General features: G+C 64.4%; 17 protein-coding genes (1 of these 17 cut by a window edge). 9 read left to right on the plus strand and 8 right to left on the minus strand.

Annotated features, from left to right (window positions below):
* Positions 1-60: 60 nt before the first annotated feature.
* From FYJ91_RS07065 to FYJ91_RS07085, 5 genes are all read right to left on the minus strand, one after another.
* Positions 61-2,742 carry a TonB-dependent receptor plug domain-containing protein gene (locus FYJ91_RS07065; RefSeq protein ID WP_149521575.1) on the minus strand — a complete coding sequence of 894 codons (2,682 nt, stop codon included), beginning with the start codon at positions 2,740-2,742 and terminating at the stop codon, positions 61-63.
* A 438-nt stretch (positions 2,743-3,180) separates the two neighbouring features.
* Positions 3,181-3,591 (minus strand): MerR family transcriptional regulator, encoded by a 411-nt coding sequence (locus tag FYJ91_RS07070; RefSeq protein ID WP_149521576.1) that lies wholly within the window; start codon positions 3,589-3,591, stop codon positions 3,181-3,183.
* Positions 3,592-3,649: 58 nt separating this feature from the next.
* Positions 3,650-5,365 (minus strand): long-chain-fatty-acid--CoA ligase, encoded by a 1,716-nt coding sequence (locus tag FYJ91_RS07075; RefSeq protein ID WP_149521577.1) that lies wholly within the window; start codon positions 5,363-5,365, stop codon positions 3,650-3,652.
* A gap of 16 nt (positions 5,366-5,381) precedes the next feature.
* Positions 5,382-6,689 (minus strand): OmpP1/FadL family transporter, encoded by a 1,308-nt coding sequence (locus FYJ91_RS07080; RefSeq protein WP_149521578.1) that lies wholly within the window; start codon positions 6,687-6,689, stop codon positions 5,382-5,384.
* 43 nt (positions 6,690-6,732) lie between these two features.
* Positions 6,733-7,137, minus strand: coding sequence for a DUF2147 domain-containing protein (locus tag FYJ91_RS07085; RefSeq protein WP_149521579.1), 405 nt, complete (start codon positions 7,135-7,137; stop codon positions 6,733-6,735).
* 175 nt (positions 7,138-7,312) lie between these two features.
* On the opposite strand from FYJ91_RS07085, the gene FYJ91_RS07090 reads away from it, so the two are divergent.
* From FYJ91_RS07090 to FYJ91_RS07100, 3 genes are all read left to right on the plus strand, one after another.
* Positions 7,313-8,449 carry a thiolase family protein gene (locus FYJ91_RS07090; protein ID WP_149521580.1) on the plus strand — a complete coding sequence of 379 codons (1,137 nt, stop codon included), beginning with the start codon at positions 7,313-7,315 and terminating at the stop codon, positions 8,447-8,449.
* A 2-nt stretch (positions 8,450-8,451) separates the two neighbouring features.
* Positions 8,452-10,761 (plus strand): 3-hydroxyacyl-CoA dehydrogenase/enoyl-CoA hydratase family protein, encoded by a 2,310-nt coding sequence (locus FYJ91_RS07095; RefSeq protein WP_149521581.1) that lies wholly within the window; start codon positions 8,452-8,454, stop codon positions 10,759-10,761.
* A gap of 153 nt (positions 10,762-10,914) precedes the next feature.
* Positions 10,915-12,723, plus strand: a complete 1,809-nt coding sequence (locus FYJ91_RS07100) for an acyl-CoA dehydrogenase C-terminal domain-containing protein (RefSeq protein ID WP_149521582.1) — start codon at positions 10,915-10,917, stop codon at positions 12,721-12,723.
* 143 nt (positions 12,724-12,866) lie between these two features.
* On the opposite strand, the gene FYJ91_RS07105 is transcribed toward FYJ91_RS07100, so the two are convergent.
* A complete protein-coding gene (locus tag FYJ91_RS07105; RefSeq protein WP_149521583.1) occupies positions 12,867-13,745 on the minus strand; it encodes an alpha/beta fold hydrolase in 879 nt (292 codons plus the stop codon).
* A 41-nt stretch (positions 13,746-13,786) separates the two neighbouring features.
* The gene (locus tag FYJ91_RS07110) at positions 13,787-14,437 is read right to left on the minus strand and encodes a DUF1345 domain-containing protein (RefSeq protein WP_149522304.1); all 651 of its coding nucleotides are present in this window, start codon (positions 14,435-14,437) and stop codon (positions 13,787-13,789) included.
* A 202-nt stretch (positions 14,438-14,639) separates the two neighbouring features.
* On the opposite strand from FYJ91_RS07110, the gene FYJ91_RS07115 reads away from it, so the two are divergent.
* Positions 14,640-14,999 (plus strand): TfoX/Sxy family protein, encoded by a 360-nt coding sequence (locus FYJ91_RS07115; protein WP_246152518.1) that lies wholly within the window; start codon positions 14,640-14,642, stop codon positions 14,997-14,999.
* Between the two features lie 105 nt (positions 15,000-15,104).
* On the opposite strand, the gene ppa is transcribed toward FYJ91_RS07115, so the two are convergent.
* The gene (ppa, locus tag FYJ91_RS07120) at positions 15,105-15,644 is read right to left on the minus strand and encodes an inorganic diphosphatase (protein WP_149521584.1); all 540 of its coding nucleotides are present in this window, start codon (positions 15,642-15,644) and stop codon (positions 15,105-15,107) included.
* Between the two features lie 133 nt (positions 15,645-15,777).
* Here ppa and hisS point away from each other — a divergent pair, with 133 nt between their 5' ends.
* The 5 genes from hisS to FYJ91_RS07145 all read left to right on the plus strand — a co-directional run.
* Positions 15,778-17,022, plus strand: coding sequence for a histidine--tRNA ligase (gene hisS / locus FYJ91_RS07125; RefSeq protein WP_149521585.1), 1,245 nt, complete (start codon positions 15,778-15,780; stop codon positions 17,020-17,022).
* Positions 17,022-18,101 (plus strand): peptide chain release factor 1, encoded by a 1,080-nt coding sequence (gene prfA / locus FYJ91_RS07130; RefSeq protein WP_149521586.1) that lies wholly within the window; start codon positions 17,022-17,024, stop codon positions 18,099-18,101. Before hisS ends, prfA begins: the two co-directional genes overlap by 1 nt.
* The gene (locus FYJ91_RS07135; RefSeq protein WP_246152520.1) at positions 18,098-18,469 is read left to right on the plus strand and encodes a hypothetical protein; all 372 of its coding nucleotides are present in this window, start codon (positions 18,098-18,100) and stop codon (positions 18,467-18,469) included. Before prfA ends, FYJ91_RS07135 begins: the two co-directional genes overlap by 4 nt.
* Positions 18,466-19,293 carry a peptide chain release factor N(5)-glutamine methyltransferase gene (gene prmC / locus FYJ91_RS07140; RefSeq protein ID WP_149521587.1) on the plus strand — a complete coding sequence of 276 codons (828 nt, stop codon included), beginning with the start codon at positions 18,466-18,468 and terminating at the stop codon, positions 19,291-19,293. The genes FYJ91_RS07135 and prmC overlap by 4 nt, the downstream gene beginning before the upstream one ends.
* 300 nt (positions 19,294-19,593) lie before the next feature.
* Positions 19,594-19,602, plus strand: the 5' portion of a protein-coding gene (locus FYJ91_RS07145) for a DUF4167 domain-containing protein (protein WP_342788003.1). 717 nt of this gene lie beyond the right edge of the window; only the first 9 of its 726 coding nucleotides appear in the window; its start codon is at positions 19,594-19,596; the stop codon falls past the right edge of the window.

The raw sequence follows: 19,602 nt of genomic DNA on the forward strand, positions 1-19,602 counted from the left end.
GTTTCGTTTTAAAAAGGAAAGGCCGGGGGCGGCGAACCACCCCCGGCCCTGGAAAAAGCGTCAGAACTTGAAAGCAATACGGCCGTAATAGTAGCCGCCGTTGATGCCGTAAGGCGAGAAGGTCGGGTACTTGGTGATATATGCGGTCGAGCTGATCGCATATTGCTGATCGCGGATGAACTGCGGATACTTGTTCGGATACTTGTTGAACAGGTTGTTCGCACCGATCGACAGTTTGAGTGGCTCGGCGATCTGATAGCCGAGTTCGAGATCGGTGATGAACGCGGTTCCGGCGCTCAGCTTTTCCTGCGCAAGGCCATTATTCGGCGTCGAGATTATGGCGTAGGAATTGCCATAATAGCTTTCGCGCAGGTTGACGGTGAAATTACCCAGCGTCCAATAAGCACCTGCCGTCGCGCGGAACTTCGGCGTGGTGTTGGTCAGGTCGTTCGACGCATAGACGTCGAGGATGGTCTGCCGCTGGTTGATATTACCAGGCGCCGGATTGACCTTCGTGACCTTGGTGACGTTGTAGTTCGCCGCCAGCGACCAATCGACCTTGCCGTAGGTGTCGAAGTCGGTCGAATAGGTGGTCAGGAAGTCGATGCCGCGCGTCAGGCTGGTGATGCCGTTCACGAAAGCATTGACGCCGACGCTGCCGCTGGCGCCGCCGTCGATCGCCGCGATGACCGAGTCGACCGGAACGCCGTTGCTGCGCAGCGCCGTGACGACCGAAGGCGACACGATCGCGGTGCAGACGGTGCTGACGTTGAAGCGGCAGTTGTTCGAATAACCCAGGAACGAGCTCGAACGGACGATGCGGTCCTTGATCTTGATCGAATAGGCATCGATCGTGATCACCATCTTGTCGATCGGCTTGAACACCCAGCCGCCCGAGAAGTTGGTCGACTTTTCGGGCTTCAGGCCCGCAATGCCGAGCGCCGCGGCGCCGGGCGAGTTGGGCGCGAAGATGCCCGACAGCGACGACACGGACACGTTGATGCCCGAGTAGAAGCCTTCGGCCAGCGTCGGTGCGCGGAAGCCGGTCGAAACCGTACCGCGGACCGCGATCGCGGGCGAGATGTCATAACGACCGGTCGCCTTGAAGATCGTGGTGTCGCCGAAGTCGTCATAATGTTCGTGGCGGACCGCGCCGTCGAGCGTCAGCTCGGGGAGGGGCTTCGCCGCGATGTCGATATATTGCGAGAAGTTGTGGCGCAGGTTGCGGCTGGCGTTTGCCGGCGAATAGCCGAAGAACGACTGGATGCCGCCCTGCGCGACGCCGGTGCCGGTATAGTAGGACGCTTCGTCACCCGCCTTGAGCTGGAAAACCTCGCGACGATATTCGAGGCCCGCGGCGACCGTGATCGGTTCGGCGAAGCCGACATCGAAGTCATGGGCCAGATCGAGGGTGTTGGTCCACTGCGAGGCAATGAACTCACCGTTCAACGAGCTTGTGGGCGAGAAGCCCTTGGACGTGGCGCTCGACGAGTCATAGTAGAGCGCGGCATTGGCCGAGCCGGTGACGTAGATTTCGCTCAGATTGTTGCCGTAGGTCGAGGTGATGTCCCAGTGGGTGCCGCCGATCTCACCCTTGGCGCCGACCTGAACCGAATAGTCGGTTTCGACCGTCTTTTCCTGCGGGCGGAAGCCGGCCGGATAAGGGATGTCCGCCGACGTTTCCGGGCAGAGCGCGATCGTCATGTTGTTGCGGCAGGCTGCGCTCGTTCCCGCGACCACGAAGTTGTTGTTGGGCAGGCGCTGCTTGCCGAACACGACCACCGGCAGACGATAATTCTGCCAGGTCTTGCCGATCTTCTTCGAATAGCTGCTCGACCCGTAAAGCTCGATATCGTCGGAAACCTGCCAGCCATAGGATGCATAGACGTTGGTCAGTTGCAGGCGACCGTCGCCTGCGATCTGGTTGACCTCGGGATATTTGGACTGACCGGTGAGTGCGGTGCCGAAGCGGTTGATGTTGTAACGACCACCGTTGACGCCGGTATTGGCTGCAGCAGCGAGCCCGGTATCGACGACGCGCGGATCCAGATCGCCGCGGAAGCTGTAATTCTTGAACTGGCGCTCGGCCGTGACGTTGACATAGGCGTCTTCGAACGGCGCGAAGCCGACATTGCCCATGACGTCCCAGCGCTGGCCGCCCTGATCGAAATATTTGCCGCCAGTCAGGTTCACGCTGCCGCCGTGGTCGGCATGCTTCAGGATGAAGTTGACGACGCCGGCGATCGCATCGGTGCCGTACTGGGCGGCGGCGCCGTCCTGCAGCACTTCGACGCGCTCGATCGCATCCTGCGGGATCAGGCTGATGTCGGCCGCGGCGTTACCGCCGAAGGGGCCGCCGGTGACGACGACCGAGGACGTGCCGTGGCGACGCTTGCCGTCGATCAGGATCAGCGTGTGGTTCGGATTGAGGCCGCGCAGCTTGATCGACGGGTGGAATGCCGCCTGATCGCTGCCGAACGCCTGCGCCTGCACCGAAGGCAGCTGCTGGGCGAGGGTCTGGATCATGTCGGTCTGGCCGACGCGCTTCAGCGAGTCCGAACCGAGCACCTGGATCGGTGCCGGGCTGTCCGATGCCTTGAAGCCGGTCGTGCGGGTACCGGTGACGATGATCGTCTCGCTATCCGAAGCAGCATCGGCGGGTGCCGATTGCGCCATCGCGGCGCTGGCCCACAGGGTGGCGACCGCGACCGTCGCGAGGGATACGCTATGTATTCTTTTCATGAGAGCCCCCTAAAAGATAATCTCTTTCAGGTTCTCCACCCCAACAGTGACTCTGTCAGGAAGATTGGATCGGCAAACTGACCGGTAAAAAGTTACAAAGCTCCCCCAACAGGCGGACTAATTAATGGCCGACGCCTGTCATGCCTCCTGCAATTTCACCCGCCCGCTTGCTCGAATCATTCTCCCCCGGTCGTTGGGTTGGAGACTATTATAATTTTCCTGAACGGCAATGAACATTAGCGTCAGGAAAACGAGCTTTGCGGAAAACGTTCGGGCGGTGTTGCGCATTTGCAACGGCTGCTCGGGCGCCTTCAAAAGACATAGACGGACGAATGGCGGGTTTCCGCCATCCCCGTAAATATAATTTTCCTGAAGGTTTCGATCTGTTTCCCGACAGGCGAGGTCCACCGCGGGCGATTTTGCGCGACGATGCGTTTTTCAGCGCGCCTGTACGAGCCGTTCGGACGCCTGTCGCTCGATCTCGATCAGCTCGGCGACGGTCTGTTCGATTGCCTCGCGCTGCATTTCGAGTTCCTCGATTCGCTCGATCACGCGCTCGCGCAGGCGGCGCATCTGCGCAAGATGGAGCGAGTCCACCTCATAGAGATCGAGGAACTCCTTGATGTCGCGCAGGGTGAAGCCCAAGCGCTTGCCGCGCAGGATCAACCGCAGCCGTGCAACCTCCCGCCGCGTATAGACGCGCATCGATCCGGCGCGCTGGGGCGCGATCAGCCCCTTGTCCTCGTAAAATCGGATCGTGCGGCTGGTAACGCCCAGCTCCGCCGCCACGCGCTGGATGCTTTTCAGCTCCTCGCGATCATCGCCTGCATTCGTCAGGCTTTCTGCCATGCCGCTCGTCCCCCCGGGAGGCAATCTGCGCGCGAAGCTCATGGCTCGCAAGTCGTCATCATGCGCTTTTCTGGGCGGATTTGCGGGCTTCTTCCTCGACCAGTTCCTTCTTGGAAAGCTTGCCGATCATGGTCTTGGGCAGGCTGTCGCGAATCTCGATCTCGCGCGGCAATTCGATCTTGGACACGCGCGACTTCAGATAATCGGCCAGTTCCTCGATCGTGGCTTGATGGTCCACGCGGATCGTGACGAAGGCCTTGGGCGCCTGACCGCGATATTCGTCGGGCACGCCGATCACGACCGCTTCGGCCACCGCCGGATGATCGTAGAGCGCCTCCTCGATCACGCGCGGATAGACGTTGTAGCCGCCGCAGATGATCACATCCTTGATGCGATCGACCAGGAACAGATAGCCTTCGTCGTCGAGATAGCCGACGTCGCCGGTGCGCAGCGCGCCGTCGACCATCACCTTGGCGGTATCCTCCGGACGGTTCCAATAACCCTTCATCACCTGGGGCCCGCGCGCGCAGACTTCGCCGCGCTCGCCCAGCGGGACGATCTTGGTCGGATCCTCCAGATCGCGGATCTCGATCACCGTGCCGGGGAAGGCGGGGCCGGCGCTGTTGTCGCGCGCCTCGCCATAGCAGGGATTGCAAGTGATGATGGGGGAGGCTTCGGACAGGCCATAGCCTTCCACCACGCGGCAGCCGGTCAGCGCCTCGAACTGGTTGCGCACGTCGAAGGGCAGCGGCGCGCCGCCCGAGACGGTGAACTCCAGCCCGTCGAAATGGATCGGATGCTCCGCCGCGGCCTTGTTGATCGCGGTCAGCATCGTCGGCACCGCAAGCAGCTTGGTCGGCTTGGTGCGCTTTGCGGTCTTCAGGAACTGCTTGAGCTCGAAGCGCGGCAGCAGGATCATCTCCGCGGCGGTGTCGATCGAGAAGTTGAGCACCGTCGTCAGCGCGAAGACGTGGAACATCGGCAGCACGCCCATGATCCGATCCTGCTGGCCCGGCTTGCCGCCGACATGCAGGATCATCTGGGCGCTGTTCGCGGTCAGATTGGCATGGGTCAGCATCGCGCCCTTGGGCACACCGGTCGTCCCGCCGGTATATTGGAGCACGGCGACGTCGTCGGGCGATCGCGTGGCGGGCGTGAAGGCGCCGTCATTGTCGACGAGCGCGCGGAAGTTCAGATGGAGGCCGTCGCCATCGACCCAGTGGGCCGTCTCCGACCGCTTGAACAGACGGAAGCCGATCGACTGGGCCAGCGGCAGGATGTCCGCCATCGGGCAGACGATGATCGTCTTGAGCCCCGATTCGGCGGCGACGGCGCGGACCTTGTCCTCGATCATCTTCAGGTCGGGCACCGCCATGAAGGTCGTGCCCGAATCGCGGATCTGATGCCGAAGCTCATGTTCGACATAGAGCGGGTTGAAGTTGACGATCGTCGCCCCGCATTTCAGCGCGGCGAAATAGAGGATCACGAAATAGGGGGTGTTGGGCAGACACAGGCCAAAACGCGTGTCCGGCCCGACGCCGGCGGCCTGCAGCCCCTTGGCGGCGCGATCGACCAGATCGCCGATCTGGGCGTAGGTCCAGTGTCGGCCGAGAAAGTCGATCGCGGTCCTGTCGCCATGATTGGCGACCGCGCGATCGATCAGTTCGGTGACGAGGCGGGGACGGATCTTGTCCGCCCCCGGCCCTTCGGTGCGGGATTCCGGGCGGTCGACGCCGCGACCTGTTTGTTCGGAACCGGTCACGACGTCGTCCATAGTCCCAGTTTCTCCCTTAGAAGCTCGCCCGTGCGCCGAGCGAGAGCACGATCGCGCTCGCCTTCACGCTGCCGTTGACGAGGATCGGGGTCTGCGCCGCAGTGCCCGCATAAGCGGCGGTGGTGCGGTCGATCTTGCTGGTGTCGAAGCTGGTGTACATGCCGCCCGCATCGAGGGTGATCATGTCGTTCATCTTGTACGATGCGCCCAGCGCGTAGTTCCAGCGGTTGCCGTCGGGCACGCGCGCGTCACGCTCGCCATTGCGGGTCGGGGTCTGATCCCACTGGATGCCGCCGCGCAGCGTCAGCTGCGGCGACATGTCATAGTCCCAGCCGCCCGCGAAGCTCCAGGTGTTGCGATAGTTTTCGGGGATCGCGGTGTTGAGCGGCGCGCCCAGACGGATCGCGTCGAACTTCGACCAGCCGACGCGGGTGGTGGTGCCGTTCAGCGTCCACTTGTCGGTGACGTGCAGGCGCATCGATCCGACGAGTTGCCACGGCGTGCGGAACGTCGCGACCGCATTGGTCGTCAGGTTGCTGGCGGCCAGCGGGCCGACGAGGCCGGCGATCGTCACGTCGCCCTTCAGCTTGTGCTTGATCGACGACTTGTAGCTGACGCCGAGGTCGATGAAGCTCGACGGGCGGAACTGCATACCGGCCGACCAGCCCATGTCCCAACCCTTGCCCTTCAGGCTCTGCGAACCGTCGGGCAGCGCGGCCGAGACGTTGGGCAGCGCGTTGGTGAGGGTCGCATCCGAATGTTCAAGGTTCAGGCCGACGCCGACGCTGATTTCCGGAAGCGGCGCCCAGGCGATCGTCGGCTGGATGTCGATGGTGGTCAGCTTGGTCTTGTCGGCGGTGTAGCGCGCCCAGCTGTTGTTGTCGTAATTCGTGGCGAAGCTGTACGGCGAGGTGATCGCCAGGCCGACCGCGAACTGATCGTTGACGCGATAGGCGACGCCACCCGAGGGAAGGACGCCCTTCTTAACCGGGTCTTCCGATACCTGGTTGCCGCCCACGGGAACGAAGGTGGCGTTGGTCGGGCGGCGGATCAGCGTGTTGACGTTGCGAACCTTGCTGTTCGGCAGGATCGCCGAGGCGCTGAGATAGGCGCTGCTCTTCGCGTTGCCGCCGATCGCAGCCGGGTTCCACCACATCGATTCGGCGCCCTGATCGGCACCTTCACCGGAGAAGGCACGGCCGACGGCCTTGGTCGACTGTTCCTGCAGATAGAAGCCAGCGGCGTTGGCGGACGCTGCACCGAGCAACGTCGCAGAAGCGGTCGCGGTCAGCAGCGCGGCGCGGCGGAAAGTGTTCGTCGTCATAGTCTTCCCTCTTCTAAAATTGCCTGAACCTCAGGCGGCCGCCTCAGCGGACCCGGTGCCAGGTCTGGTTCTTGCAGAGCGGCACGAAGATGCAGCCGCGAAGCTTGAGCGTGTTCGCGTCGGTCATCGTGATCTTCGCGTCATAGGTCTTGCCGTCTTCGGCATTGTAGATGGTGCCGCCGGTCCAGGCATCGCTTTCCCACTTGAAGCCGCTGAGCATCTGGATGCCCTTCAGGGTGCGGCCGCGCTGGGCGACGTCCTTGTTGTTGGCGTCCTTCAGGGCGGGGTTGGCGGTGATGCCGTCCGATCCGACGAGCTTGCCGCACAGCGACTGCCCGCAGCGCGCGATCTCGACGATGCCGTTGCGGGTTTCGGTCTTCCAGCGGCCAACCGCGGTATCGGGGGTGAGGCCCGCCGCAGCGGCAAGGGCCAACAGGGTGATCGACATCTATCACTTCTCCTGCATTCCGCCCGATGCTGCGATCGGGTCGGTTGTTTGCTGCAGGTTAAATTGCACAAAAAAAGGTTGACGTATAGGGCAATCTTCATACCTTAACGGAAAATCTTTTGGGTGTGTCCGCGCCCCTGGTCTTTTGGGCACACCGGCATGGAGAGCCGATACGATGCAAAACGCCGTCATCGCGGGCTATGCCCGCTCGCCCTTCCACCTGGCGAACAAGGGCGCGCTTGCCCGTGTTCGACCCGACGACCTTGCCGCACAGGTGATTCGCGGCTTGATCGATCGGACCAAGGTGAAGCCCGAGGATATCGAGGACATCATCGTGGGCTGCGCCTTTCCCGAGGCCGAACAGGGCTTCAACGTCGCAAGGCTGATTGGGTTGCTTGCCGATTTGCCGATCGGCGTGGCGGGCATGACGGTGAACCGTTTCTGCGGTTCGTCGATGAGTTCGATCCAGATTGCGGCGGGCCAGATCGCGATCGGCGCGGGCGAGGTGTTCATCTGTGCCGGCGTGGAGAGCATGAGCCGCGTGCCGATGATGGGCTTCAACCCGCTGCCCAACCCCGAACTCGCGAAGAAATCGCCCGGCGCCTATATGGGCATGGGCGAGACGGCCGAGAATGTCGCCGAGCAGTTCCAGGTCAGCCGCCAGGCGCAGGAAGCCTTCGCGGTCGAGAGCCAGAAGAAGGCGGCTGCGGCGCAGGAGGCCGGCAAGCTGAAGGACGAGATCGTCCCGATCCAGACCAAGGCGGGCGTTGTCGACACCGACGGTACGATCCGCCCCGGCACGACCGCCGAGGCGCTGGCGGGGCTCAAGCCGGCCTTCGATGCGAACGGCACGGTCACCGCCGGCACCTCCTCTCCGCTCACCGATGGTGCGGCGGCGGTGCTGGTGACGAGCGAAGACTATGCCAAGGCGAACGGTCTCGAAATCCTCGCGCGGATCAAGTCGGTCGCGGTGGCGGGCTGCGAGCCGACGATCATGGGCATGGGCCCGGTCTCCTCGACCCGCAAGGCGCTGGCGCGGGCCGGCCTGTCGGTGTCGGACCTCGACGTTGTCGAGATCAACGAAGCCTTCGCCAGCCAGGCGATCGCCTGCGGCAACGAACTCGGCCTCAAGCCCGAGACCGTCAATCTCGACGGCGGCGGCATCGCGATCGGCCATCCGCTGGGCGCGACGGGCGCGCGCATCGTCGGCAAGGCGGCGGCGCTGCTCAAGCGTGAGGGCGGCAAATATGCGCTCGCCACCCAGTGCATCGGCGGCGGGCAGGGCATCGCCACCGTACTCGAGGCGATCTGAACATGAGCGCGGACATCAAGAAAGTCTGCGTCATCGGCGCGGGCACGATGGGCGCGGGCATCGCCGCGCAGGTCGCCAATGCCGGCGTGCCGGTGCTGCTGCTCGACATCGTCCCGAAGGACGGTGCGAATCGCAATGCGATCGCCGAAGGCGCGGTCGCCAAGATGCTCAAGACCGATCCCGCCCCCTTCATGTCGAAGGGCGCGACGAAGCTGGTCGAGACCGGCAATATCGACGACGATCTCGCCAAGGTCGCCGAGTGCGACTGGATCGTCGAGGCGGTGATCGAGCGGCTCGACATCAAGCAAGCGCTCTATGCGAAGCTGGAGACGCTCAAGAAGCCGGGTGCGGCGGTGTCGTCGAACACGTCGACCATTCCGCTCGAAAAGCTGGTCGAGGGGCGCGGCGATGCCTTCGCGGCGGACTTCCTGATCACGCACTTCTTCAATCCGCCGCGTTACATGCGGCTGCTCGAACTGGTGACGGGGCCGAAGACCGATGCTGCGGTGGCGGACAAGGTCGCCGCCTTCATCGATCGTTCGCTGGGCAAGTCGGTGGTGCGTGCAAAGGATTCGCCGGGCTTCATCGCCAACCGCATCGGCACCTACTGGCTTCAGGTCGCGGTCAACGCCGCGATCGATCTGGGGCTGACGGTCGAGCAGGCCGACGCGATCGGCGGACGTCCGATGGGCGTGCCGAAGACGGGTGTGTTCGGGCTGATCGATCTGGTCGGCATCGATCTGATGCCGCTGCTCCAGAAGTCGCTCGGCGCGACGCTCAAGCCCGAAGACCCGTTCCACGCGACCGTCCGGCCGATGCCGCTGGTCGACAAGATGATCGCCGATGGCTTTACCGGCCGCAAGGGCAAGGGCGGTTTCTACCGGATCAACCGCGAGGCGGGTAAGCGTAAGGAATCGATCGACCTGATCACGGGCGACTATCGCGCGTCGGTTTCGATCCAGCCGCCGAAGGACAAGCTGCCCGCGTTGATCGCGCGCAAGGACAAGACCGGCGAGTTCGCGTGGGGCCTGCTCGGCGCGGTGCTGCCTTACGCCGCGAACCTCGTCGGCGAGGCGGCCGACGATATCGTCGCGATCGATGAGGCGATGAAGCTCGGCTACAACTGGAAGTTCGGCCCGTTCGAGCTGATCGACCAGATCGGCGCGGCGAACCTCGCCAAGCGGCTCGCCGATGAAGGCAAGCCGGTTCCGGCGATCCTGACGACCGCGGCCGACCGCAGCTTCTACCGCATCGAAGGCGGCAAGCGGCAGTTCCTCGGCGCCGATGGCTACTATCACGACATCGTTCGTCCCGAAGGCGTGCTGCTGCTCGAGGATATCAAGCGCACGTCGAAGCCGCTGCTCAAGAATGCCTCTGCGGCAGTCTGGGATATCGGCGACGGCGTCGCCTGCTTCGAGTTCACGTCGAAGATGAACGCGCTCGACGGCGAGACGCTCAAGCTGATCGGCAAGGCGGTCGAGCTGGTTTCGACCAGGATGAAGGCGCTCGTCGTTTACAACGACGGCGGCAATTTCTCGGCCGGCGCGAATCTCGGCCTCGCTATCTTCGCGGTGAACATCGCGGCGTGGGGCGAGATCGAGAAACTCGTCGCGGGTGGTCAGTTCGCGTACAAGGCGCTGAAATATGCGCCGTTCCCGGTGGTGTCGGCCCCGGCCGGCCTCGCGCTCGGCGGCGGTTGCGAGATCCTGCTCCATTCGGACGCGATTCAGGCGCATGCCGAAAGCTATATCGGCCTCGTCGAATGCGGCGTCGGCCTCGTCCCCGGCTGGGGCGGGTGCGGCGAGATGATCGACCGCTGGGCGAAGTCGGGCGCGCTCCCCAAGGGGCCGATGCCGGCGGTGGCCAAGGTGTTCGAGACGGTGTCGACCGCGACCGTCAGCAAGTCGGCGGCCGAGGCGAAGGAGCTGATGTTCCTGCGCAAGGGCGACGGCATCACGATGAACCGCGATCGCCTGCTGGCGGACGCAAAGGCCAAGGCGTTGTCGCTGGTCGACGGTTATGCTGCACCCACGCCGCCCGAGTTCAGGCTGCCGGGCGTCGGCGGCCGGACCGCGCTCAACCTGGCGGTGCACGGCTTCCACAAGACGGGCATGGCGACCGACTATGATGTCGTCGTGTCGGACACACTGGCCGAGATACTGACGGGCGGCGAGGCCGATCTGGTCGACGTGGTGAGCGAGCAGCAATTGTTGGAACTCGAGCGCAAGGCTTTCCTCGCCCGTGTCCGCGATCCGCGCACGCAGGCGCGAGTGGAGACGATGCTGGAAACCGGCAAGCCGCTCAGGAATTGATGTTTAGGCTCCTCCCGGAACGGGGAGGGGGACCATGCGCAAGCATGGTGGAGGGGGAAAGAGGCTGGGCGCTGCGCCCGTGACCAGCCCCCTCCACCGCTCTTCGAGCGGTCCCCCTCCCCGTGCCGGGGAGGATCTTCGAAGGAGGATATAATGCAGGTCTATCAGGCGCCGCTGCGCGATATGCGTTTCGTGCTGCACGAGCTTTTTGCGCAACATGACGGCTTCGGCGCGATCGCCGCGCACGAGGAATTCACGCCCGACCTGCTCGATGCGGTGCTCGAGGAAGCGGCGAAGATGGCGCATGAGGTGCTGCTGCCCCTCAACGCGCCGGGCGATGAGGAAGGCTGTCATCACGAAAATGGCGTCGTCCGCACGCCGGCCGGTTTCAAGGACGCCTACAAGCAGTTTTGCGAAGCGGGCTGGGCATCGCTCGCCAATGACGCCGAATGGGGTGGGCAGGGCCTGCCCGAGACGATCAACAAGCTCGTCGAGGAGATGATCTGCGGCGCGAACGTCTCGTTCAGCCTCTATCCGGGCCTCACCCACGGCGCGACCACTGCGATCGAGAGCCATGCGTCGGATGATCTCAAGCAGCGTTATCTGCCGAAGATGACCTCGGGCGAATGGTCGGGCACGATGTGCCTTACCGAATCGCATTGCGGCACCGATCTGGGCCTGCTGCGCACGAAGGCGGTCCCGCAGGACGACGGCAGCTACAAGATCACCGGCAACAAGATCTTCATTTCGGCCGGCGAGCATGATCTGGCGGGCAATATCGTCCACCTCGTCCTCGCCCGCATCCAGGGCGCGCCCGAAGGGGTGAAGGGCATCAGCCTGTTCATCGTGCCCAAATATCTTCCCAAGGACGATGGATCGGTCGGCCCGTCGAACGGCGTCCTGTGCACCGGCATCGAGCACAAGATGGGCCTCAAGGCGTCGGCGACCTGCCAGATGAGCTTCGAGGATTCGGTCGGCTGGGTCGTGGGTGAACCGAACAAGGGCCTCGCCGCGATGTTCACGATGATGAACACCGAGCGTGTCTCGGTCGGCATCCAGGGGCTCGGCATCGGCGAGGCGTCGTACCAGGGCGCGGTTGCCTATGCGAAGGACCGCATCCAGGGCCGGGCGCTGTCGGGCGTGAAGCGCCCCGATCTCGCCGCCGATCCGATCATCGTCCACCCCGATGTGCGCCGCATGCTGATGACGCAGCGCGCCTATCTCGAAGGGTGCCGCGCGGTCGGCCAGTGGGTGTCGCGCGCGCTCGATGTCGTGCGCCACGGCACCGATCCGGTCGCCAAGCAGCGCGCCGACGATTTCGTCCAGCTCATGACCCCGGTCGTGAAGGCGCTGTTCACCGATCTGGGCCACGAGGCCGCGCATCTGGGTGTGCAGACCTATGGCGGTCACGGCTACATCCGTGAGCATGGCATGGAGCAATATGCCCGCGATGCCCGGATCGCGATGATCTACGAAGGCACGAACGGCATTCAGGGGCTCGACCTCGTCGGCCGCAAGCTCGGTGCACACGCCGGACGCTATTTGAAGAGCTTTTTCCACCCCGTGTCCGACTTCATCGAGGCGAACAAGGACGCCAAGGAAGACAAGAACAATCCGTGGGGCAAGCTGGTCGCCGGTCTCGAACAGGCGTTCGGCGCCTTGCAGCTCTCGACCGCGACGATCGCGCAGAAGGGCATGGCCGATCCGGAAGAAGCGGCTGCCGCCGGCACCGATTATCTGCGTCTGCTCGGCCTCGTCGCGATGGCCTATATGTTCGCGCGCTCGGCCGAAATCGCCGGCGCCAAGATGATGGCGGGCGAGGATCCCGACGGCTTCTACAAGAACAAGCTGACCACGGTGCGCTTCTTCTACGAACGCATTCTGCCGCAGGCGGCCGGGCTGCTGATGGCGATCAAGGCCGGCAAGGCCTCGATGATGGACATGGCCGAAGACGCGTTTTGATGCCGCTTAATCCTCTCCCGCCAGGGGGAGGTGTCAGCGTAAGCTGACGGAGGGGGAGGGCAGAGGCCCAACTCGTTTGAGTCGTATCCTCCCCCTCCGTCGCCTTTGGCGCCACCTCCCCCTGGCGGGGGAGGATTAAGGGATCAGAGAAACGCCGTCAGCTCCGCCATGAACGCATCGAACTGGTCATGGTGGAGCCAGTGGCCCGCGTCGTCGAACAGTTTGACCTGCGCATGTTTGAAATGCGCCGCGCGGCCGTCGGTCTCGGGGTTCGATGCCCAGCTGTTGCGGCCGTAGCATAGCAAAGTCGGGCAGCTGATATTGCCCCACAACGTCTGCTGGTCCGCCGTCGTCAGGTCCGCGGGCGTGTGCGAGCGGACATAATTGTCGAACTTCCAGCTATAGGTGCCATCCTCGTTGCGGCTGACGCCGTGCATCGTCAGGTGGCGTGCCTGCTCGTCGGTCAGATAGGCGTTCTCGGTCTTCATCCGCTGGAGCGCGGCGTCGACCGTGGGGTAGCGGCGGGGCTCGCGCATCGCCAAACCGCGGCGCTCCTCGATCCAGTCGACCCATTTGTCGATCGGCGACCGCGCCTCATATTTGGCGCGGCTTTCGGGCGAGAGGCCGAGCCCCTCGATCGCGACGAGCTTGCGCACCGTATCGGGATAGAGGCTGGCATAACGCAGCGAGATCGCGCCGCCCAGCGAATGGCCGACGATCGTGACGTTGGCGTCGCCCTGCTGGTGGATCAGCTGGGCGAGGTCATAGACATAATAGCCCATGTCGTAGGCGCCGTCGGGCGACCAGTTGCTGTCGCCATGCCCGCGCAGATCGGGGGCGATGACGTGCCAGTCGTTGCGCAGCTCGCGCGCTACCCAGTCCCAGCTCCGCGCATGATCGCGCCCGCCGTGGACGAGAACCAGGGTGGGGGCCGATGCATTGCCCCAGTCGACATAGTTGAGCCGCAAACGCTGCGAGATAAAACTGCGCGAAACCGGGCCGAGATCGTCTGTCTGTGCCATGTCCGTGACCTTGCCCCTTTATGGCTGGATGATCAACGTCGTCAGCCGCCGAGAACATTGATCGTGAAGGCCAGGACGCCGATGTTGAACACGAAAGCGGCAAAGCAGTGGAAGGTCACGATGCGGCGGATCCGCGCGTTCGCGATCTCGACATCGGACGTCTGGAAGGTCATGCCCAGCGTGAAGGCGAAATAGATGAAGTCCCAATAGCCTGGCTCGTCGCAGTCGCCCGGGAAGTCGATGCCCCCGCTGTCGCCCTTTCCGTCCTCCGCCTCCGAATAGAACATGTGGGCGTAGTGCATCGCATAGACCATGTTGCTGAACAGCCAGGCGATCAGCAGAGTCGCGATGACCAGCGCGATGCTCGGCGCGTCGAGAGTCTGTTTCTGCGACAGCTCCACGCCGATCGCGACCAGGATCACCGAACAGACGATGCCGGTGACGCCGAGCAGGACGGCGCGGTTGGCATCGTTGCGTGCCGCCGATTCGCGCATCCGATCGGCCGGGCGATCGAGCAGCGGGATGACCGACAGCAGGAAGGCGACCGCCCCCACATCGAACCCGATCAGCGCTGCGCGTGGCCAACCTGCGGTTCGTATGGCGACGACGAAGGCGATCGCGCTGATCGCGATGAAGGCCAGGAAGCGCGGCGGCGCGATACGGTTGCCAAGGCCAGGGCGGGGTGCGGTCATCGGCGGAGTGTAACCCAACAATCCTCCCCCGCCAGGGGGAGGTGGCGCCGGAGGCGACGGAGGGGGAGGGTGGCGACCAATTAGCGGTTCGTGTCCTCCCCCTCCGTCAGCTACGCTGCCACAGTGCAAGGTCGGATCGTCCCCCGGACGATCCTTCAACATGCCGGGGGCATGTTGAACCTCGCGCTCCCTGGCGGGGAGGATGAAAGGTGAATTGATGGACCCGCTGGTCGATTGGGTCGCCGAGGCGCTGGCGCCGATGGGCGAGGTGACGTCGCGGCGCATGATGGGCGGGCATACGCTCTATCTCGACGGGACGGTCTTCGCGATCGCGGCGCTCGACGATCTCTGGTTCAAGTCCGATGCGACGAGCAATCCGGCGTGGGATGTCGAGGGCTGCGACCCCTTCACCTATGATGCCAAGGGCGAGACGCGGACGATGAACTATCGCCGTGCGCCGTCGGATGTTCACGACGATGCCGATGCGATGCGCCACTGGGCCGGGCTGGCGCTGGAGGCGAGCCGGCGGGCGCCGGTGAAGAAACGGAAGGCGAAGGCATAACCTGTTGATGTCACCTCTGCACGAGGCCGGGGCGACGGTTGGGCATAAGAAAGGGCCGGAACCTTGCGGCCCGGCCCTTGTCGCTAATCAACCTCGCGGGGGGGATCAGGCCGCCTTGGCCTTCTTCGCCGCTTCGATCGCTTCCAGGATCACCTGGCGGGCCTCTTCGGCGCCACCCCAGGTGCCGATGCGCACCCACTTCTGCTTCTCCAGATCCTTGTAGTGGGTGAAGAAGTGTTCGATCTGCTGCATGACGATCTCGGGAAGATCGCCCTTCTCGCCGACATTCGAATAATAAGGGAAGGTGGTGTCGACCGGCACGCAGACCAGCTTCTCGTCGCCGCCGGCCTCGTCTTCCAGGTTCAACACCGCGATCGGCCGCGCGCGGACGACACAACCCGGGATGAACGGCGAGCGTGCAATCACCAATGCATCGAGCGGATCGCCATCGGGCGACAGCGTGTGCGGCACGAAACCGTAATTCGCCGGATAGCGCATTGGCGTGTGCAGGATGCGATCGACGAAGAGCGCGCCCGACTTCTTGTCGAACTCGTACTTCACCGGCTCGCCGCCGACGGGCACCTCGATGATGACATTGAGGCTGTTTGGCGGATCGTCGCCGACGGGGATGAGGTCGATGTTCATGAGCGCAGCCTATTATGCTGCACCGCACCAGTTGCCAAGCATCAACTGAAGTCTTTTCGGCACCGATCGGCGCTTTTTCTTGGGCGTCACGATGCGCTTTCCTCATGGCCACCAAGACTCTAAACGGGCGCGCATGAGCAGGATCGAAACGCCCAAGCCCATTCGCGGCACGCAGAGCATGGTGAAGGAAGAGGTCGAACGGTTCGACCATGTCGTCGATACCTTCAATCGCGTGCGGCGGCTCTATGGCTTCGGCCGGGTCGAGGTGCCGGTGTTCGAATCGACCGCGGTCTTCTCCCGATCGCTCGGCGAGACGACCGACGTCGTGTCGAAGGAAATGTATTCGTTCGAGGATCGCGGTGGCGATTCGCTGACGCTGCGGCCCGAATTCACGGCCGGCATCGCGCGGGCCTATCTGACCGAGGGATGGCAGCAATATGCGCCGCTCAAGGTCGCGACGCACGGCCCGCTGTTCCGCTACGAACGCCCGCAAAAGGGCCGCTTCCGCCAGTTCCACCAGCTCGATGCCGAGATCATCGGCGCGGGCGAGCCGGCGGCGGACGTGGAGCTTTTGTGCTTCGCCGATCAGTTGCTCAAGGAATTGAAGGTCGACGACGGCGTCATGCTCCAGCTCAACACGCTGGGCGACAGCGCGACCCGCGAGGCGTGGCGCCAGGGCCTGATCGCGCATTTCGAGGCGCATCGCGGCGACCTGTCCGAAGAAAGCCAGGATAGGCTGATCAAGAACCCGCTGCGCATCCTCGATTCGAAGGATCCGCGCGATCGCCCGATCGCCGATGCCGCGCCCGAAATCGACGCGCATATGTCGGCGGAGGCGGGCGCCTTCTTCGAAGCGGTGACGAAGGGGCTGGATGCGGCGGGCGTCGCCTATCAGCGCAACGCGCGACTGGTGCGCGGCCTCGATTATTATCGCCACACCGCGTTCGAGTTCGTCACCGATCGGCTGGGCGCGCAAGGCACCGTGCTGGGCGGCGGCCGCTATGACGGGCTGATCGAAACGCTGGGCGGGGCGCATACGCCTGCCGTCGGCTGGGCGGCGGGGATCGAGCGGCTGGCGATGCTGATCGAGAAGCCGGCAAGTCCAACCTTGGACATCATTATGGCCGTCGAGAATGACGCCGTGTTGGATGTGGCACTCAAAGCGTTGAGCGCATATCGGCGCGAGGGATTGTCTGCCGAAATGATCGCCACGGGGTCGCCCCGGAAGCGATACGACAAGGCGACGAAGGTCTTGGCCAAGGTGATCGTCTCGGCGACGATTCAAGATGACAAGCCAGTGCTTAATTGTCGGTCGGCCACACCTTCGGAAGAACTCAATCGTGTCGAAGCGATCAATCGGTCGGTTAGCTTGATCTGATGACCTCCATCACCTCCCACCGCATCGCGCAGATCGAGGCGCGGCGCGACGAATTGCAGGCGGCGATGGCGCGGGGCGATCTGGCCGGGGACCAGTTCGTGCAGCTGTCCAAGGACTATGCCGAGATCGAGCCGGTCGCGGCGGCGGCGGGCGAGGTTCGGCGGCTGCGTGACGAGATCGTCTCGCTTGACGAGATGATCGCCGCCGAGGCCGACGCCGAGCTGAAGTCGATGGCGGTCGAGGAACAGGCCGAGCTTCGCCGCGTGCTGGCCGATGCCGAGCGCAGTCTGGCGCTCTCGCTCCTGCCGCGCGACGCCGCCGATGCCCGCTCGGCGATCCTCGAAATTCGCGCGGGCACTGGCGGCGACGAGGCGGCCCTGTTCGCGGGCGATCTGTTCCGCATGTACCAGCGTTATGCCGACAGCCGGGGCTGGCGGGTCGAGATGATGTCGGCGAGCGCGGCGGACATGGGCGGCTTCAAGGAGGTCGTCGCCTCGGTCACCGGCGCGGGCGTGTTCGCGCGCTTCAAGTTCGAAGCCGGCGTCCACCGGGTCCAGCGCGTCCCCGTCACCGAAAGCGGCGGGCGCATCCACACCTCCGCCGCCACCGTCGCCGTGCTGCCCGAGGCCGAGGAGGTCGACGTGCGGATCGAGGACAAGGATCTGCGGATCGACGTTTATCGGTCGTCGGGGCCGGGCGGCCAGTCGGTCAACACCACCGACTCCGCCGTGCGCATCACCCACTTGCCCACCGGGACGGTCGTGATCCAGCAGGATGAGAAGTCGCAGCACAAGAACAAGGAAAAGGCGATGAAGGTGCTGCGCGCCCGCCTTTACGAAGCTGAGCGCGAGCGGCTGGCGAACGAGCGCGCCGGCGATCGCAAGGCGATGGTCGGATCGGGCGACCGATCCGAACGCATCCGCACCTATAATTTCCCGCAGGGGCGCGTGACCGATCACCGCATCAACCTGACCCTCCATCGGCTCGCCGAAATCCTGGAGGGGCCGGGGCTCGACGAACTGGTCGGCGCGCTGATCGCCGAGGACGAGGCGGCGCGGCTCGCGCAGCTCGACGGATGATGCGGGCGGCGGCGCTCCTGCTGATCGCCATCGCCGCCCCGGTCGTTTCGCAATCCATCACCCCGAAAGGCAGCGATCTGGGCCGTGCGATCGACAAGGAGCTGAAGCCCTGCCCGAAGGCCAGAGGAACGAGCGATATCGTCGTGTGCCGGCGCACCGGCGAGACGGCGGCGCTGCGCTATCGCCTGCCGATCCGGCAGCAGGGATTCGATCCGGGCGGCAATGTCGACAGCATCTCGCGCGAACGGCACCGGCTGCTCGATGTGGGCGGCAGCGGAACGGCCTCCTGCAGCCCGATCGGCGCGGGCGGCTGGACCGGATGCCAGTCGCGCGACTGGAAGGCCGCGCGGGAGCAATATAACAAATGACGTCCCCCACAATTGCTCCGGCGCTCGCGCAGGCCGCCCGCGATCTCGTGGCGATCGGCCCGACGCCGCGCCTCGATGCCGAACTGCTGATGGCGCACGCGCTGGGCCTGTCGCGGGAGGCGATGCTGCTGGGCCGGATGGACGGGCCCGTGCCCGAAGGTTTCGCCGCGCTCGTCGCCCGCCGGCTCGCGCACGAACCCGTCGCCTATATAACAGGCCACCGCGCATTCTGGACGATCGAGCTTGCGGTCGCGCCCGGCGTCCTCATTCCCCGGCCCGACAGCGAGACCTTGATCGAGGCGGCGGTCGCACATTTCGAAGGTGATGGTCCGGCACGCATTCTCGATCTCGGCGTCGGATCGGGGGCATTGCTGCTCGCCGCGCTGGCGGAATGGCCGGCGGCGACGGGGCTGGGGATCGATCGGTCGGAGATCGCCGCCGCACAGGCACGCGCCAATGCCGAAGCGCTGGGGCTGGCCGACCGTGCCGATATCCGGATCGGCGACTGGGCCGACGGAATCGACGAGAGGTTCGACCTCGTCCTGTGCAACCCGCCCTATGTCGAAAGCGTCGCTGTGCTCGCGCGCGAAGTCGCCGATCATGAGCCTGCGTCGGCGCTATATGCCGGCCCGGAGGGGCTCGACGATTATCGCCGGCTCGCGCCCATGCTGTCCCGGCTGATCGCCCCCGGCGGGATGGCGGCGGTCGAGATCGGGGCGGGGCAGGCGGCGGCGGTTCTGGCGCTTTTCGCGGGGGTGGGGCTTGACGGAACGGTGCGCCGCGATCTCGCCGGCCGCGATCGATGTATCGTCCTGAAGCGATGAAAGTCGCATGGCCCTTAACAAATGCACTTGGAAAATGACGGGCGACGGCCTACATCGGCGATATTGATAGCGGATGCGTGGGGCAGGCATCCGACTCGCAGCAGCCGAGCTTTAAGCCGAAAGGCGTCCGTTTACGGGCTTTTCGATCATGGCGGTGCGGGCGCCCTTTGCGGGCTGCCTGTGGGCAGCGTGCATATTGATTGGGTTTCGGGGCGTGTAGCCCCGATGACGTATCCGGGACGGTCCCGGAAATTGGGAGTGGTGAACCGAAACCACCAGTACGAGGACATCGTTACGTTGATGAATAAT

It is taken from the genome of Sphingomonas montanisoli (assembly GCF_008274695.1).
GTDB classification, from domain to species: Bacteria; Pseudomonadota; Alphaproteobacteria; order Sphingomonadales; family Sphingomonadaceae; genus Rhizorhabdus; species Rhizorhabdus montanisoli.

Excerpts from the sequence above, each read along its gene's own strand:
- FYJ91_RS07065 (WP_149521575.1), bottom strand. The coding sequence starts at position 2,742 with ATGAAAAGAATACATAGCGTATCCCTCGCGACGGTCGCGGTCGCCACC.
- FYJ91_RS07070 (WP_149521576.1), bottom strand. The coding sequence starts at position 3,591 with ATGGCAGAAAGCCTGACGAATGCAGGCGATGATCGCGAGGAGCTGAAA.
- FYJ91_RS07075 (WP_149521577.1), bottom strand. The coding sequence starts at position 5,365 with ATGGACGACGTCGTGACCGGTTCCGAACAAACAGGTCGCGGCGTCGAC.
- FYJ91_RS07080 (WP_149521578.1), bottom strand. The coding sequence starts at position 6,689 with ATGACGACGAACACTTTCCGCCGCGCCGCGCTGCTGACCGCGACCGCT.
- FYJ91_RS07085 (WP_149521579.1), bottom strand. The coding sequence starts at position 7,137 with ATGTCGATCACCCTGTTGGCCCTTGCCGCTGCGGCGGGCCTCACCCCC.
- FYJ91_RS07090 (WP_149521580.1), top strand. The coding sequence starts at position 7,313 with ATGCAAAACGCCGTCATCGCGGGCTATGCCCGCTCGCCCTTCCACCTG.
- FYJ91_RS07095 (WP_149521581.1), top strand. The coding sequence starts at position 8,452 with ATGAGCGCGGACATCAAGAAAGTCTGCGTCATCGGCGCGGGCACGATG.
- FYJ91_RS07100 (WP_149521582.1), top strand. The coding sequence starts at position 10,915 with ATGCAGGTCTATCAGGCGCCGCTGCGCGATATGCGTTTCGTGCTGCAC.
- FYJ91_RS07105 (WP_149521583.1), bottom strand. The coding sequence starts at position 13,745 with ATGGCACAGACAGACGATCTCGGCCCGGTTTCGCGCAGTTTTATCTCG.
- FYJ91_RS07110 (WP_149522304.1), bottom strand. The coding sequence starts at position 14,437 with ATGACCGCACCCCGCCCTGGCCTTGGCAACCGTATCGCGCCGCCGCGC.
- FYJ91_RS07115 (WP_246152518.1), top strand. The coding sequence starts at position 14,640 with ATGAAAGGTGAATTGATGGACCCGCTGGTCGATTGGGTCGCCGAGGCG.
- ppa (WP_149521584.1), bottom strand. The coding sequence starts at position 15,644 with ATGAACATCGACCTCATCCCCGTCGGCGACGATCCGCCAAACAGCCTC.
- hisS (WP_149521585.1), top strand. The coding sequence starts at position 15,778 with ATGAGCAGGATCGAAACGCCCAAGCCCATTCGCGGCACGCAGAGCATG.
- prfA (WP_149521586.1), top strand. The coding sequence starts at position 17,022 with ATGACCTCCATCACCTCCCACCGCATCGCGCAGATCGAGGCGCGGCGC.
- FYJ91_RS07135 (WP_246152520.1), top strand. The coding sequence starts at position 18,098 with ATGATGCGGGCGGCGGCGCTCCTGCTGATCGCCATCGCCGCCCCGGTC.
- prmC (WP_149521587.1), top strand. The coding sequence starts at position 18,466 with ATGACGTCCCCCACAATTGCTCCGGCGCTCGCGCAGGCCGCCCGCGAT.